At 36.8% G+C, this 16,525-nt stretch carries 11 protein-coding genes; 10 read left to right on the top strand and 1 reads right to left on the bottom strand.

Annotated elements, in window-relative coordinates:
- The first annotated feature begins 226 nt into the window (after positions 1 to 226).
- The 4 genes from FC748_RS17855 to FC748_RS17840 are packed head-to-tail and all read left to right on the top strand — an operon-like array spanning position 227 to position 6,751.
- Positions 227 to 1,111, top strand: a complete 885-nt coding sequence (locus FC748_RS17855) for a response regulator (protein ID WP_108030998.1) — start codon at positions 227 to 229, stop codon at positions 1,109 to 1,111.
- Positions 1,108 to 2,154: a HEAT repeat domain-containing protein gene (locus FC748_RS17850; RefSeq protein WP_108030997.1), complete on the top strand. Its 1,047-nt coding sequence runs from the start codon at positions 1,108 to 1,110 to the stop codon at positions 2,152 to 2,154. Before FC748_RS17855 ends, FC748_RS17850 begins: the two co-directional genes overlap by 4 nt.
- Positions 2,151 to 3,572 carry a glycosyltransferase family 2 protein gene (locus FC748_RS17845; RefSeq protein WP_024362709.1) on the top strand — a complete coding sequence of 474 codons (1,422 nt, stop codon included), beginning with the start codon at positions 2,151 to 2,153 and terminating at the stop codon, positions 3,570 to 3,572. Before FC748_RS17850 ends, FC748_RS17845 begins: the two co-directional genes overlap by 4 nt.
- Entirely contained in the window at positions 3,569 to 6,751 is a 3,183-nt protein-coding gene (locus FC748_RS17840) for a hypothetical protein (protein ID WP_108030996.1), read from the top strand. Before FC748_RS17845 ends, FC748_RS17840 begins: the two co-directional genes overlap by 4 nt.
- 403 nt (positions 6,752 to 7,154) lie before the next feature.
- On the opposite strand, the gene gltC is transcribed toward FC748_RS17840, so the two are convergent.
- Positions 7,155 to 8,057, bottom strand: a complete 903-nt coding sequence (gltC, locus tag FC748_RS17835) for a glutamate biosynthesis transcriptional regulator GltC (protein ID WP_025220406.1) — start codon at positions 8,055 to 8,057, stop codon at positions 7,155 to 7,157.
- A 247-nt stretch (positions 8,058 to 8,304) separates the two neighbouring features.
- On the opposite strand from gltC, the gene FC748_RS17830 reads away from it, so the two are divergent.
- The 6 genes from FC748_RS17830 to sufU all read left to right on the top strand — a co-directional run bounded on the left by FC748_RS17830 (position 8,305) and on the right by sufU (position 16,525).
- Complete coding sequence (locus FC748_RS17830) at positions 8,305 to 11,250, top strand: histidine kinase (protein WP_024362712.1); 2,946 nt, start codon at positions 8,305 to 8,307, stop codon at positions 11,248 to 11,250.
- Positions 11,222 to 11,980, top strand: coding sequence for a response regulator (locus FC748_RS17825; RefSeq protein WP_024362713.1), 759 nt, complete (start codon positions 11,222 to 11,224; stop codon positions 11,978 to 11,980). The genes FC748_RS17830 and FC748_RS17825 overlap by 29 nt, the downstream gene beginning before the upstream one ends.
- A gap of 792 nt (positions 11,981 to 12,772) precedes the next feature.
- Positions 12,773 to 13,552 (top strand): Fe-S cluster assembly ATPase SufC, encoded by a 780-nt coding sequence (gene sufC, locus FC748_RS17820; RefSeq protein ID WP_024362714.1) that lies wholly within the window; start codon positions 12,773 to 12,775, stop codon positions 13,550 to 13,552.
- Positions 13,553 to 13,570: 18 nt separating this feature from the next.
- On the top strand, positions 13,571 to 14,878 hold the full coding sequence (gene sufD / locus FC748_RS17815) for a Fe-S cluster assembly protein SufD (RefSeq protein ID WP_024362715.1): 1,308 nt from the start codon (positions 13,571 to 13,573) through the stop codon (positions 14,876 to 14,878).
- On the top strand, positions 14,878 to 16,107 hold the full coding sequence (locus FC748_RS17810) for a cysteine desulfurase (RefSeq protein WP_024362716.1): 1,230 nt from the start codon (positions 14,878 to 14,880) through the stop codon (positions 16,105 to 16,107). The genes sufD and FC748_RS17810 overlap by 1 nt, the downstream gene beginning before the upstream one ends.
- A complete protein-coding gene (gene sufU, locus FC748_RS17805; protein WP_024362717.1) occupies positions 16,097 to 16,525 on the top strand; it encodes a Fe-S cluster assembly sulfur transfer protein SufU in 429 nt (142 codons plus the stop codon). Before FC748_RS17810 ends, sufU begins: the two co-directional genes overlap by 11 nt.

Below are 16,525 nucleotides of genomic sequence, written 5' to 3'. Positions count from 1 at the left end.
CACCATTTAACTTTTTGTGGGCGAGCATCGAGCATCTTCCATATGGCATGTGCCATATGGAGGGGGCTTGTCTGACTCGCTTTCCTATAAAAGTTTATTTGGTGGGGTTTACCTTGTTTATCAATAATTATGTACGGTTAGTACAAGGTTTATTTTTGTTCCTATCGGGCACTAAACAAGTAAGGCTTTGAATTATTTCGAGGAGAGCTACAAGGAGGTAGGAATAATGAATGAAGTAATTTTCGCAAAAGATATAATGCTAGAACAAGATGTTAAAAAATATTTTGAAATTATGCTTGAAAGTGCTATTCGTTCACATATGACGATTACCACAATTTTTTTAAAGTGTGTACACAGTAGCTCTTCAGAAGTAAATCAAAGCAATGTAAATGCTCAAATTACTGATTTTTTAACGGAAAATATTCGGAAGACGGATTTACTCTTCCAATTGGCAGATGGAGAGCATTGGGGCATTATTTTTTTACAAAGTAGCGATGTTGAAGCGAATGCATTTTTAAAAAGAATCTTTTATTTACTAAAGAAAGATACAACGCTAGAAAGTCACGTTGCCTTAAAAGCTTCTATAACAGAAATACGTAATAATCAGATTAACTTTGAAATACTAGTAGAAAAAAATAAAGCATTACTGGCTGATAGCAATCAACAGCAATGGTGGATTGAACAGATAGAGGATTATCGTTTACAATCCATTGAACTTGTAAAAGTGAGTATTATTGAACAAAATGCTATTTTTAGAAAAGTGTTAGAAACGACTTTAAATTCCATGGATATCGCTAATTTTACTTTTGATGTCACAGCATATGAAGATGGTTATAGTTTTTTACAATCTAATACTTATCAATCCGGGCATTTGCATTTAATTATTATGAATGATATTTTACCGCGCAATAATGGCTTAGAAATTTTACACAGCTTACGAACAATGCCGAACGAAAAGCGATTCCTCATTTACATGATGTCTGAACGTAACTCAGAGATCGCCGCACTCAATGCATATGAAGGTGGCGTAGATGAATTTATAGTTAAACCGTTTAACTTACGTTTATTAGAAGCAAAAATTAAACGAACTTTTGCGAGGTATTGGCAATGATAGACTTATCGCTTGATTTTCTTTTATCCGTAATAGCTATACTGTTCATCGTTCTGTGCGGCTTCATGATGTATATATTTTATCAACGTCAAAGTGAAGTGCGTTTTAAAAAATCGAGAGATATCTATTTAAAAGACTACTCACAGCTTTGGTATGAATATCTTTTTAATAATGAAATTTTTTCAGTGGTGCTTATACCACGTGGCAAGCCGCAAGTTCAGGCAATCGAAATGATTTTTTCATCCTATTTAAAGAACATTACGAATGATGATATGAGATGGAAAATGAAGAATTTTTCCAATCAGTATTTAAAGACATTTTATGAAAATGATTTAATGAATAAACGTTGGAGCATTCGCATGAACGCATTATATCGTATCGCCGATTTGCAGCTCGATGAATTGCTCGATGCTTGTAAAAAATTAGAGACAACGAAATACTCTAAGGAAGAGTTTTTTCAATTGCTTAAAATATATTCTTTATTTCAGCCAGAATTATTTATTCAAAAAATAAAGGCCCCCAATGCAAATTACTCTGAAAGTGAATATAGAAGATTATTCGTTTTATTAGAGGAAGATATATTTATGCGATTTTTTGATGAGTTTACGAGCTGGTCAATGAGCATTCAATTTGCTGTAATCGATACGGCTGCGGCCAAAAAAAATATGCAATATATTGAGAAATTAGAGCAATTATTAACGAATGAAAATGATGAAATTAAAATACGCGCGCTAAAGGGCCTGTTTGAAATTGGTGTAATTGAAAATATCAATCCGTATATTCCTTTCGTAACGTCACATTTATGGGAAGTACGCTTAATGGTAGGGAAGATATTTAAATATGTCCCCTTGTCCTATTCTTATCCCTATTTAGAACAGCTTCTTCAAGATGAAAATTGGTGGGTTCGGTCTCAAGCTGCGAAGACGATTGCTGAAGATCGTGACGGATTAGAGAAATTAAAAGAGTTTATTTCATATTCTACTGATCATTATGCAGTGGAGATGGCACAAGAAACAATAATGAGAAAGCAGGGAACGAGATGAAAATTTTACATTACTCCATGTTATTTTTTGGCGGCGTAATTGTATTTTATATGCTGTTTGTTATTGTTTCATATTGCACCATGTTAATTATCGCAATGCTTGATTTGCGTAAGCGATATCGTTTAGACCCTTCGGAGTATGATGATGCGCATATAGATGCCTTTTATTCCAAGCCTGTGTCCTTACTAGTTCCTGCCTATAATGAAGAAGTAGGGGTAGTAGATACCGTCTATTCATTGCTTAATTTACGTTATCCGCAAACAGAAATTATTATTATTAATGATGGTTCCACTGACAATACTCTACAAACGGTCATTAAGCACTTTCAGATGAAACCTGTAAATAAAATTATAAAAACAAATATTCATACGAAGCAAGTTATCCAAATTTATGAATCAGAAATTTATATGAATTGTATATTGGTAGATAAAGTGAATGGCGGCAAGGCTGATGCATTGAATGTTGGTATCAACGTATCACAATATCCGTATTTTTGTTCCATTGATGGGGATTCCATTTTAGATGAAAAAGCATTGCTTCGTGTAATGAAGCCGATTGTTTTATCTGATGGAGAAGTGATTGCAGCTGGGGGCAATATACGTATCGCCAACGGAGCGAAAATGCAACTTGGCTCGATTTATGATATGCGATTACCTAGTAACTATTTAGTTATCATGCAAATAATTGAATATTTGCGAGCCTTTTTAATGGGGCGAATTGCATTAAGTAAATTTAATCTTGTGTTGATTATTTCAGGTGCATTTAGTGTCTTTTCAAAAAAATGGGCTGTTGAAGCAGGCGGCTATTCGACCAATATTATTGGTGAAGACATGGAGCTCGTTGTCAATATTCATCGACTTATTAAAGAGAAAAAAGAAAATAAACGAATTGAATTTGTGCCAGACCCTGTTTGTTGGACAGAAGCGCCGCATACATTAAGTGTTTTGCGAAATCAGCGCAGACGTTGGCACCAAGGGATGTTTGAAAGTCTTTGGAAACATAAGAAAATGACGTTAAATCCACGATACGGTTTGATTGGTATGGTGTCGTTTCCGTATTTTTGGCTTGTGGAATGTTTAGGACCTGTTGTAGAACTAGGTGGCTATATCTATATTATTATCGCGTTTTTCTTAGGGCAAATTTATTATGAAATGGCGATTTTGTTATTATTGCTTTTTGTTATTTATGGTGTTATTTTTTCCGTTGCTTCCGTATTATTTGAGGCTTGGAGCATGAATACGTATCCAAGAAAGAGAGACTTGTTACGTATGATTACTTTAGCGTTTACTGAAATTTTTTGGTATCGCCCACTTACACTACTATGGCGTTGTGAAGGATTAATTCGATTTGTACGTAGAAAGAGTGAATGGGGAAATATGAAGCGTGTCGGGATTGCTGAAAAGGAGAAAAGTGTATGAAGCGAATATATATAGGAATTATCATTACATTAATGCTCATTATTACTCCGATTATTATTTGGTACTTGGATGATAATACCCCGCTTAACGTAGCTATTTTAGATAAAACAGTTCCAAATGAAACATATCGCGAACATCTCGGCGTGAATTGGTTTTTAAATCATTACAAGTATACGATGGACAATCAGCCTTATGATTTAGTGGACAGTTATTTCGGTACGCAACCAGATGACAAATTAAAAAGTGTAACGGAAAAAAAATTCCCAACAGACTACAGTAACTATGATGTGATTTATTTAGCAGATACGTATGGTGTGTATAAAGATGATTTAGGACAAGAAAAAAGGCTAGGACAGCGCTCAGAAAAAATTGTCGGTGGTTTAGAGATGGAAGAATGGCAGTCCATTGTATCTCGACTAGCTAGTAATAAAAAAAGTATGTTAATAGCCGAGTACAATACATTTGCTTCGCCAACAACAGAAGCTGTTCGAAAAGAGCTTCAAGATTATTTGGGAATTTCATGGTCAGGATGGATTGGGCGTTATTTCGATGAGCTCGATTATCATAAAAATTTAGAAATACCACAATGGATCGTAGATGAATACGGAGACGATTGGTCCTATAAAGGCGGAGGATTTATCGTATTTAATGAAATTACAGAAAAGCTCGTAGTATTAGAGTTGGACAAACATATTAAAACGGCAGGGATTGAGCTTCAATTTACGGAAGCGGGTAAGCAATTTTTTAATACCTCTAGCAGTGCAAAATATGAGTATTGGTTTGATATTATTACGCCGAAATATGCTGAAGATGCATTAGCCAACTATAAGTGGGATTTAACGAAAGAAGGGTCAAAGTTATTAGATGACAATCATATTCCACAACAATTTGCAGCGATTGTCTCGCAGGATAAACGTTATACAACGAGCTATTATTTTGCAGGAGACTTCAATGATATGGGGCGTTTACCTACGCTATCTAAAGTCAAAGGTTTACCTACTCTTTATAAATATGCTGAGAAGTTTGCTGACAGCTCTTTTTATTGGTCTATTTACATACCAGTTATGCACAAAGTATTTGAGACATTTGAGAAAAAAGAAGTGCAAGAAACAAATCATGCAAACAAATTAAACTATAATGCACGTGTTCAAGGTGAAACGTTTGAAGTGTTACAAGATGGAAAATGGGAGCCGATAACATTCAAAGGTGTCAATATTGGTATGGGGAAACCAGGTGCATTTCCTGGGGAAGCAGCAATCACTGAAGAAGAGTATTATCGTTGGTTTAATCAAATTGCAGCTATGAATGCGAATACGATACGGGTATATACATTACACCCGCCAGGCTTCTATCGAGCGCTGGCAAAGTACAACGAAGAAAATCCTAATAAGCCACTATACGTTTTACATGGTGTTTGGATTAATGAAGAAGGCTTATCACAATCGCTTGATGCTTATGATGCAACTACGTTAAAGGATTTTCAACATGAAATGAAGCGCATGGTTGATGTTATTCACGGTAATATTTATGTGCAGCCTGTAACGGGACATGCATCCGGCTTATACGATGTAGATGTTTCAAAATATGTAATTGGTTGGGTGCTTGGGATTGAGTGGTATCCACATATGGTCGTCGGAACAAATGAAAAGCATGCTAATTTAGGGCAATATAATGGAACATATTTCGAAACGAAAAATGCGACACCTTTTGAGCATTGGCTTGCTGAGCAGATGGACATGATTACAGTTTATGAGAAAGAGAAATACAATTGGATGCGACCGATGAGTTTTACCAACTGGGTAACAACAGATTTACTAGAGCATCCATCCGAACCATCAGAAGATGAAGATTTAGTAGGCGTTAACCCGAATGTCATCTTTACAAAAGGGGAAATGCAAACACCAGGACAATTTGCTTCATATCATGTCTATCCTTATTACCCAGATTTCTTTAATTTCGATAAAGATTATTTAAATTATGTAGATTTTCGTGGTCAAAAAAATAGTTATGCAGGCTATTTAAATGAATTGCATAAGGCGCATACAATGCCTGTACTTATCGCGGAATTCGGCATTCCAGCATCGCGTGGAATGACACATGAAAATGTCTACGGTTGGAATCAGGGGCACATGTCTGAAAAGAAACAAGGTGAAACATTGCAGCATTTGTATGAAGATATCATGCATGAAGGCTTGCTTGGTGGGCTTGTATTTACATGGCAGGATGAGTGGTTTAAACGGACGTGGAATACAATGGATTACGACGACCCGAATCGTCGACCGTTTTGGTCCAATGCTCAAACCAATGAACAGCAATTCGGTCTAATGAGCTTTGATCGAAATAAAGTAAAAGTGGATGGAAAGCTAAATGATTGGGAAGAAGGTACACAATTATATAAAACTTCGCCTTCTAGCTCGACTGATTTTGCTGTGGATTACGATGAAAAGTATGTGTATATGAAGTTGAAGAGTGATGAGATAAAAACAGCATCACCACGTATTTTACTAGACGTAGTACCAGAGCAAGGCAATACATCTGCAACAACTATTAAAAATATAACATTTTCAAATGGTGTTGACTTTATTGTTGAGTTAAATAAAAATAGCGATTCGCGAGTTGTCATTGATGAATACTACGATTTCTATGATTATTTCTATGGACATCGATTAAGCATGATTCCTCCACGCATGAAAGCAGCGGTTAAAAATAGTGGCAAGTTTGCGCCGATTTATTATGTTTTAAATAAACAACTGTACTTACCAGAACAAAAAAAGACGACAGACTTTAGCTTTTATGAAACAGGTAAATTGCTACAAGGAAATGCAAATCCTGAAGCGTCTAACTATAATTCACTCGTTGACTACACATGGACAGATGATAATGTGATTGAGCTACGAATACCTTGGCTTCTGCTACAATCCAAAGATCCAAGTCAGCGAGAGTTTATGGGAGATTTATATGCAAATGGTGAAACAGCGTCAGTTAAAGTGGATAATATTTTTGTTGGTGTAGTATTTGTCGATGAAGAAGGAAAAGTAGTCCAATCTTTACCGAAGTCTACGAATAATGTATTGCCAGCATTGGATTCATATAGTTGGGATACTTGGCAACAACCGAAGTACAATGAACGCTTAAAACAATCTTATTATATTTTACAAAAAGTATTTAAGGACGATTAACGCATACACTTGAAGCATTGGATAAACAGAAAAAGTGGCTGGGACATAACTAAAAAAATTAAGAAACAGACGAAAGATGTTCATAATTTTTTGCTGTATGGAGACCTTAGCTATTCTTGCTTTTGCAATAAAAAAATTAGAAGTGTTCACTAGTTGTTGGTAGCGAAGGCGGTGACTCCAGCGGGACAGCACACAATGTAAGACGCGGGCATTCCGCGCGTAGCGAGGGTTGCGGCTTACTGTGCTGAGCGGAAAGCACAGTCGTAGCGGACAACAACGGCATAGCAAAAAAGTGTTAGATTGATGGCAGTCAATCTAACACTTTTTCTCTTTTGTCTCAGCCACTTTTTTTACTGTGAATGTTGTTGTCGCACTGTCGTCGGACGCATCTCAATTGTTTAGGTCATTGAAACTGTGAAAGTCGAGAATAGAAATTAGTTACGAACTCTAAAAATATTTTTTCAGATGGAGCGATTTCACGATTTATCGGTGAAATAATGCCAACAGTTCTTGGTATTGTAGGTGATTCAATGGGTACCTTAATCGTGAAGCGGGCAGCTGAATCATATAGGGAGCTTTCAGGAAGTAAGCTAACGCCAATTCCAGCTGCAACTAGACCTTTTAAGGCATCTAAGTCTTCACCTTCCGAGATTACATTCGGTAAAAAGCCAGCAGCACGACAAGCGTCCATTGCAACTTTATGCAATATATAGCCGTCTGGAAATAGAACGAAAAGGTCATTACGTAAGTCTGCCAGTTGAATGCTTTCTCGTTTAGCTAATGGATGGTTTGCTGGCAATAAGGCTGCAATGTTTTCTGTAAATAGTATAGTTGATTGGATTGCCTCGTCCTTTGGGGGAAGCGGTCCTAAAAATGCTAAATTTAACTCACGGTTTTTAACAGCATCAATTAAAAATCGATAGGAGCCCTGACGCAATTGGAATTGCAAATCTGGGTATTCGCGCTTAAAGGCTGAAATAACAGTCGGTAGCACATAGCTTGCTAGGCTTGTAGGGAAGCCTATCTTAATAGTACCTTTTGCAGGGTCTAAATATTCCTCTACCTGCTTCGCTGCAAAGTCTATGGCTTTTAAAGCAGTAATCGTATGTTCGAGAAAAGTTTTTCCAATCGGTGTTAATTTTACATTTCGACCGACGCGTTCAAAAAGTGGTGTGCCTAATTCGTCCTCTAAATTAGCAATTTGACGACTTATTGCTGACTGAGCAACATGAAGATGTTCAGCAGCTTCTGAAATATGTTCCCGTTCTGCAACCTCCACAAAATAACGTAATTGACGTAACTCCACTGGATATTCACCTCTATTAATCGAAAAATCCGATTGATTATACTTTAATTATATAATATTTAGTATATAAATAGTCTGAAAAAATAGCGTAGTGCGAAATAAAAATATGATAAATTACAGAAAAGACAATTGAAATTGAAAGATTTAACACAATCTTTTAATGATTATATTAAAAAAGGGAAATTACACTTATTCTGTTAGTAATTTGAGAGTTGGGTCTTGTAAGATGTATATGAGGTGGAAATTTATGATAAAGAAAGGGATTAGCTGGATACTAATTCTACTGGCCATTACAATGTTAGCCGGTTTAACATTTAACGATCAAGATACGAGCAATACAGATCTGCAAGCAAAAGATGGCATATTAGATCTAACGGGTATTTCTAAAAATGAAAAAGTAGTTGCCTTGTCAGGTGAATGGAAGTTTGTTGGAAATGAATATGTAAAGCCAACCGATATTCTGCAAAATGCAAAGGTGGAAATTGTGCCGGGGCCTTGGAAAGAAAACGTCCAATATGGTACTTATCAGCTTCAAGTTACATTGCCTGCCCATTTCGATAAACTAGGCATCCGTGTAAGAAATATTTGGTCTGCACATCGCCTCTTTATCAACGGAGAAGAGTTTGCTTCTTACGGAACGCTTGGAACGCAAAAGGAAGGGGCAGTACCGAGTAATCCAGTGTATGAAATCTATTTTAAGCCTAAAACAAAATCACTGACCATTACATTGCAAGTAGCAGATTTCTATAATGCACGGCATGGCGTCATTTTTCCAATTGATCTTGGTGATGCAGAAACGATTGCTCACGATGTTGTAAAGGATGTTAATTTAGAGAAAACGACAATCATTATCTTATTTATTTTTTCGATTTTTCATTTTAGCTTGTACTTATTAAGGACGAAAGATCGAGCTTTTTTCTACAGTGCTCTGTACTTTTTCACATTGGCATTATTAGTATCTACAAGGGGTGAACGGACGCTTATTCGGGAGTACCCTGCCATCTCCTTCGAATGGTATTTTCGATTACAAGATTTTATTACGTATATCAATGCCGTTACGTTATTCTTTTTCTTTGTCTATACTGTTGAAACGCTAGTGAAGCGTCGAACAGCTATTACGTTGGCGATGCCGCTAATCTTATACGGAGTAGGAACGCTACTCTTTCCTGCAAGGTCATTATCATTTTTACAATATTTCTTCTTTGGATACATAAATGTTTTGGCTTTAATAATAATTGGGAGATTGGTCCACTTACTTATCACTAAAAGTACGAAAATACCTAGAAATGAACTAATGATTTTAAGTGCCTCGATGTTTTCACTACTTATCTTTTCGATAAGTGGCACAGTCGATCAGCTTTTTTTCTCTGGCAAAAATGTTCTTAATCGCGGTGGATTACTATTTTTTATTCTAGGTATGAACGTCTTTCTCGCAATGCGTCTTATTAATCGAACGACGGAAGCGGAAGTTTTTAGCGAAAGATTGGAAAAGGCTACAATAGGTAAAGATTCTTTTTTAGAAGTTACAACAAAAGAACTCGAACAACCTCTTTATCATGCACTGAACGTCACAAAATCATTATCAGCACATCGAACTTTAATAGAGCATCAATTACTTGAGCAACAACTTGAACGTTTACTATATTTAGTAAATGACTTAAAGGATTTTACAAGAATCCGTTTCCAAGATTTTCACATTGAAGTTCATCCGGTAAATGTGCAAATGATTTTTCAGCATGTCGTTAAAATGCATGAACGTACGATGGAAAAAGCAAATATCCGATTTTATACGCATGCAGATAGTCAATTGCTAATACAAGCAGATGAGCAAAGAATTAGTCAAATAGTTTATCGTGTGGTGGAAACAGCCATTGCTCACGCGGTCAATGGAGAAGTCGTTCTAACGATTATGCATCTTGATGCAGATGTAAGAATAGTCGTTGAAGGAACTGGACCTGACGTTATCAAGCAAATCGCTGCAGACGAAACGGGCCAATCAATCGGAAAAGCAATAATTGAACAAATGGGTGGCAGCTATTCGGTAGATATTTTACATAATGGCATAAGGTTTTTAATCACATTGCCTTTTGGGGGATATGAGAAAAAACAACACAATAAAACCGATTATGTTCTGCCGTTACCCCTTCCAACACTAAATGATAATTTACCAAATTTATTGATTGTGGAGGATGATGTTATACATGCAGAAGTATTGCGAAGTTTGCTTCAGAATCATTACGCAATATCTTTAGCGCATAGTGCTGAAGAAGCGCTTTACACTATTCAGCATAAAAAACCGGATTATTTATTAATCGACGAAGTGATGCCGGTGATGGATGGCTTAGTGTTAACCAAACAAATAAGAACTCAATATAGCTATATTGATTTACCGATTATCATGCTAGTAGCTAATGAATATCCTACGAATATTTCACTTGTACTTGAATCAGGCGCTAACGATTACATTCGAAAGCCTGCATCCAAGGAATCATTATTGGCACGACTCTCTGCTATTTCTTTAACGAAAGAAGCGATGACGAATGCTATTGAGCATGAAATGAACTTTTTACAAGCGCAGATTAAGCCACACTTTTTATATAATGCACTTAGTAGTATTATTTCCTTCTGTTATACAGATGGAGAACGTGCAGGCCATTTATTAACCATGTTGTCTACGTATTTACGATATATTTTTGATTCTGGAAAAGAAGGACATCGAGCAACGCTTGAAAAAGAACTAGAAATCATTCAGGCTTATGTTGAAGTTGAACAAGCTCGTTTTGGTAGTAGATTAAGCGTTGTAATTGAAATTGATGAATCAATTGATACAGCAAAAGTTGAGGTGCCTAGCCTGCTTATACAGCCTCTTGTCGAAAATGCGATTCGTCATGGAATTTTTGAAAAAGAAGGAAATGGCTGTGTAATTGTGAAAATAGAAAAAGAAGAAAATTTCCTTGTAGTTCAAATTATCGACGATGGCGTTGGGATGACGGCAGAACAAGTAGCCGCTTTAACAATGGGGAAAAATATCAGTTCTAATGGAATTGGTTTTACGAACGTATTACGTCGTGTTAAAGAGTTACCAAAAGCTTCGCTCATGATTCAATCTAAATTGGATGAAGGAACTACAATGATTTTAAAACAACCTTTAAAGGAGCATGCCAATGTGGAAAATTATTATGGTAGAAGATGAAGAACCTATTCTAAACTTGCATAAGCGTTTACTGGAGAAGAGTGGTCTTTTTAAGGTTATTGCATCTTATACTTCGCCCATAGAAGCAGCTAAAGAGCTTTCAACAATTCAGGCAGATGCGATTCTGTTGGATATCGAAATGCCTAAAATAAATGGCTTAGAGCTTGCGTTAAAGCTAGTAGAGGAAGGAATTGATGTACCAATCATTTTTTCGACAGCTTATACGAAGTATGCAGTAGATGCTTTCCGCGTACAGGCGCTTGATTATGTCTTAAAACCGATGACACCGAATACGGTACTGCAATTAGATGAACGACTTGCAAAATATTATGGTCGTCAGAAACAACACAATATTGCCAAGCTTGAAGTTCGCCTTCGAGGTGAAGCAGGAACTCGTATGAACGGTCAAGCGATTAAATGGCGCACAAAGGTAACAGAAGAACTGTTTTACTATTTGCTGTTGAATGAAGGAGTAGTCGTTTCTAAATATCGTATTTTAGATGATATTTGGCCAAATCTTGATGAGCGAAAGGCACTAGCGAACCTTTATAATACGATTTATCGCTTGCGCCAGCTATTTAATGAATTAGAAGTGCCAATTCAAATTGAACGTATCAATGATGGCTATGAGTTAAAAACAAATAATGCCGTTGTGGTGCAAATGCCTAATGAGCCTGATTCATTCCTTCTTGAATCAAAGGGCTATTTATGGGCTTATAAAATAAGCTGAATTATATTTTTAAAAAATAGTAAAGAAGAGAGCTTAAGACAAAAGCGTTAGATTGACCTGCTAGCAATCTAACGCTTTTTTGCTATGTTGCTAATGTCCGTTACAACGGCTATGCGCATGCACTAAGAATGCACCCCGTTATATGCCACGCTTTGTTGCAACTTCATTTCTAAGTTGTTCCTACTATAGCTATGTCCTTTGCCACAACTCGTATGCTCTTTACATTGGTAAAATAATTGCAAAGGAAGGAATCACTAGGTTTTCCATTCATTGAACCTAGCTAAAAGTTATGAACAGGTTTATTCTTGTTTTTTATATTTACATATAAAGTTTTATGAAGACTTCTGCTGAAAGCAATTTAAATTTTCATCATACAGTAAAAAAGTGTAAATCTGCTTGACGTGTTTATTATGCTAGTACTCTATAATTTTATTTCTTGAAGTGATTTCATTCGAATGAAATAGGATATAGTATAGATAGGGTTGTTTGTGCGTATTTGTCACAAAACCGTTACAATTAACGCTCTATGCGAGGTTTCCACTATGTAGCTAGATGAAATCTATTCTCAATTAGAGATATTTCATTGAAAATAAACTTTGTTGATTCTCATTGTCAGTTTCGATTTCCAATAATCTGAAAATGCTTACAAAGTCTTTATATTTCACGATTTCATCATTGAAAAGTGAAAGTGGTCAAAATGGTTTGCATAGAGAACGATTTTCAGTTAAGATTAGAATGATAATAATTAAGGAATGGTTGCCCATTCATAGAACACATTATGGAGGTATTTTCATGTCAACTTTAGTAATTAAAGATCTTCACGTTGAAATCGACGGGAAAGAGATTTTAAAAGGCGTAAACCTTACAATTAATACAAATGAAATCCATGCAATTATGGGACCAAACGGAACTGGTAAATCAACACTAGCTTCTGCAATTATGGGACACCCTAAATACGAAGTTACTTCTGGTACAGTTGAACTTGATGGTGAAAACGTACTTGAAATGGAAGTTGATGAGCGTGCACAAGCAGGTTTATTCCTTGCAATGCAATACCCATCAGAAATCGCTGGTGTGACGAACGCTGATTTCTTACGTTCAGCTATTAATGCACGTCGTGAAGAAGGCGACGAAATTTCACTAATGAAATTTATTCGTGAATTAGATAAAAATATGGAATTCCTTGAAATGCATGAAGACATGGCGCAACGTTATTTAAATGAAGGTTTCTCTGGCGGTGAGAAAAAACGTAACGAGATTCTTCAATTAATGATGATTAAACCAACTTTTGCTATTTTAGATGAAATTGACTCTGGTCTTGATATTGATGCACTTAAAGTTGTGTCAAAAGGTATCAATGCAATGCGTGGCGAAGGCTTCGGATGCTTAATGATTACGCACTATCAACGTCTACTAAACTACATCACACCAGATCACGTACACGTAATGATGCAAGGTCGTGTTGTAAAATCAGGCGGCGAAGAATTAGCACAACGTTTAGAAGCAGAAGGTTACGATTGGATTAAAAAAGAACTAGGAATCGAAGAAGAAACAGAAGAACAAGAAGCATAAGAAGGAGGACGAACTAGCATGACAGTGGAACTTAACTTGCCTGTAACAGTACAGGACGTGCGCTCGTTCTCAGAAGCGAATGGTGAGCCAACTTGGTTTGCAGAGCTTCGTACGGCAGCACTAGACAAAGCAGCTGGTTTAGATATGCCAAAACCAGATAGAACAAATATTACAAAATGGGATTTTATGAATTTCCCAACTCACACAGTTGTCAGTGAAGAATTAACTTCATTAGATGAATTACCAGAAGAGGCAAGAGGGTTAATTAATCTTGAGTCTCAAGAAAACTTATATATTCAACGTAACAACACACCAGCGTTTATTAAAACGTCACAGGAGCTTGCTGACAAAGGCGTTATTTTTACAGATATGTTAACAGCTGTACGTGAACATGGTGAGCTTGTACAAAAGTATTTCATGACTGAAGCAGTAAAAGTCGATGAACATAAATTAACTGCACTTCATGCAGCACTTGTAAATGGTGGCGTATTTGTTTACGTACCGAAAAATGTCGTTATTGAGCAACCGTTACAAGTAGTATTTTTAAATGATAATGCCGAAGCTTCTCTATATAACCATGTATTAGTTGTTGCTGAAGCCAATGCAGCTGTCACATACGTAGAAACATATATTTCTACAGTTGAAGAAGCGAAAGGTCAGGCAAATATTATTTCCGAAGTCATTGTACAAGATAACGCGCAAGTAATTTACGGTGCGGTTGATGTACTGGCTAAAGGTTATACTACTTATGTAAATCGTCGTGCTCGTTTAGCGCGTGATGCAAAAGTAGACTGGGCACTAGGTTTAATGAATGATTCAGATACAATCTCTGAAAACATTACACACCTTATCGGTGATGGTTCTCATGCAGATACAAAAACAGTTGTAGTTGGTCGCGGAGAGCAAAAGCTAAACTTTACTACAGAAGTTCGTCACTGGGGTAAAAACTCAAATGGTCACATCTTGAAACACGGTGTGATGAAAGATGCAGCACAGTCAATCTTTAATGGTATTGGTTACATTGAACACGGTGCTACAAAAGCGGATGCACAGCAAGAATCACGTGTGCTAATGCTTTCTGAAAAAGCACGTGGCGATGCGAACCCAATTCTTTTAATTGACGAAGATGATGTAACAGCAGGACACGCAGCATCTGTAGGACGAGTAGATCCACTACAACTTTATTACTTAATGAGTCGTGGTATCTCGAAAGCAGAAGCAGAGCGCCTTGTTATCCATGGATTCCTTGCGCCAGTTGTTACGCAATTACCAATTGAGGGCGTTCAAAAGCAACTGACGGAGGTTATTGAAAGGAAAGTTCGCTAATGATCAATAAAGACATTAAAAGCTATTTCCCAATATTAAATCAACAAGTAAATGGTCACCCGCTTGTTTATCTTGATAGTGCAGCAACATCTCAAAAGCCTATTCAAGTAATTGAAGCAATTAAGCATTACTATGAATTTGATAACTCAAATGTTCACCGAGGTGTGCATACATTGGGGAATCGTGCGACTGACAAATACGAGGGTGCTCGTGAAAAGGTTCGCAATTTCATTAATGCGAAAACGACAGAAGAAATTATTTTCACTCGCGGTACAACAACTGCGTTAAATACAGTAGCTTCTAGTTATGGTCGTGCAAATGTTGAGCAAGGTGATGAAATTGTCATCACACATATGGAACACCATTCTAATATTATACCTTGGCAACAGCTTGCAAAAGAAAAAAATGCAACATTAAAGTACATTGACCTTGAGGCAGATGGAACGCTTGACCTTGAAAAGGTTCGAGCAACAATTACGCCGAAAACAAAAATCGTGTCTGTATCCATGGCATCAAATGTTCTCGGTACGATTAATCCGATTAAAGAAATTGCTAAAATTGCACATGCCAATGGTGCAGTTATGGTAGCGGATGGTGCACAAGCAGCACCGCATATGAAAATGGATGTGCAAGACCTAGATGTCGATTTCTTAGGATTTTCAGGACATAAAATGTGCGGACCGACTGGAATAGGTGTACTATATGGTAAAAAAGAGCACCTTGAAAAGATGGAGCCAATTGAATTTGGTGGCGAAATGATCGACTTTGTTGGATTACATGATTCAACGTGGAAAGAATTGCCGTGGAAATTTGAAGGTGGTACACCTATTATTGCAGGAGCAATTGGTTTAGGAGCTGCTATCGATTTCTTAACTGAAGTAGGGTTAGACAATATCGCAAAGCATGAACATGCGCTTGTAGGCTATGCGATGGATCAGCTTGAAACAATTGACGGACTTAAAATTTTTGGCCCACGCGATCCTATGAAGCGTTGTGGACTTGTTACATTTAACTTAGATGATGTACATCCGCATGATGTTGCAACTGTTCTTGACATGAATGGCATCGCTGTTCGTGCCGGACATCATTGTGCGCAGCCACTAATGAAATGTCTCCAACAAGTAGCGACAGCGCGAGCAAGCTTTTATCTGTACAATACGGAGGAAGATATTGACCGCTTAGTTGCTGGGTTGCGTTCAGCGAAGGAGTATTTTGGCGATGTCTTTTAATAATTTAGATCAACTATACCGTTCAGTAATCATGGATCATTATAAAAATCCTCGTAACAAAGGATCTTTAGAAACAGATGCTGTCACAATTGATATGAACAATCCGACTTGTGGTGACCGTATTCACTTAACACTTAAAGTGAATGATGGTGTTGTAGAAGATGCGAAATTTGACGGTGAAGGCTGTTCAATTTCGATGTCTTCTGCATCGATGATGACTCAAATCATTAAAGGGAAAAAAGTAGCAGAAGCATTAGAACTTGCTGATATTTTCTCAAAAATGATGATGGGTGAAGAATATAGCGATAAATACGACCTAGAGGATGTCGAAGCACTGCAAGGTGTTTCACAATTCCCTGCACGCATAAAATGTGCGACATTGGCTTGGAAAGCAATGGAAAAAGGCGTAAAAGAATAA

The organism is Lysinibacillus sphaericus, from assembly GCF_005217585.1.
GTDB classification, from domain to species: Bacteria; Bacillota; Bacilli; order Bacillales_A; family Planococcaceae; genus Lysinibacillus; species Lysinibacillus sphaericus.
This window is presented reverse-complemented; position numbering and strand designations above follow the sequence as displayed.

What these genes read in the sequence shown, in the direction of transcription:
- sufU (WP_024362717.1), top strand. Translation starts at nt 16,097, where the DNA reads ATGTCTTTTAATAATTTAGATCAACTATACCGTTCAGTAATCATGGAT.
- FC748_RS17825 (WP_024362713.1), top strand. Translation starts at nt 11,222, where the DNA reads ATGTGGAAAATTATTATGGTAGAAGATGAAGAACCTATTCTAAACTTG.
- FC748_RS17840 (WP_108030996.1), top strand. Translation starts at nt 3,569, where the DNA reads ATGAAGCGAATATATATAGGAATTATCATTACATTAATGCTCATTATT.
- FC748_RS17845 (WP_024362709.1), top strand. Translation starts at nt 2,151, where the DNA reads ATGAAAATTTTACATTACTCCATGTTATTTTTTGGCGGCGTAATTGTA.
- FC748_RS17850 (WP_108030997.1), top strand. Translation starts at nt 1,108, where the DNA reads ATGATAGACTTATCGCTTGATTTTCTTTTATCCGTAATAGCTATACTG.
- FC748_RS17855 (WP_108030998.1), top strand. Translation starts at nt 227, where the DNA reads ATGAATGAAGTAATTTTCGCAAAAGATATAATGCTAGAACAAGATGTT.
- sufC (WP_024362714.1), top strand. Translation starts at nt 12,773, where the DNA reads ATGTCAACTTTAGTAATTAAAGATCTTCACGTTGAAATCGACGGGAAA.
- FC748_RS17810 (WP_024362716.1), top strand. Translation starts at nt 14,878, where the DNA reads ATGATCAATAAAGACATTAAAAGCTATTTCCCAATATTAAATCAACAA.
- sufD (WP_024362715.1), top strand. Translation starts at nt 13,571, where the DNA reads ATGACAGTGGAACTTAACTTGCCTGTAACAGTACAGGACGTGCGCTCG.
- FC748_RS17830 (WP_024362712.1), top strand. Translation starts at nt 8,305, where the DNA reads ATGATAAAGAAAGGGATTAGCTGGATACTAATTCTACTGGCCATTACA.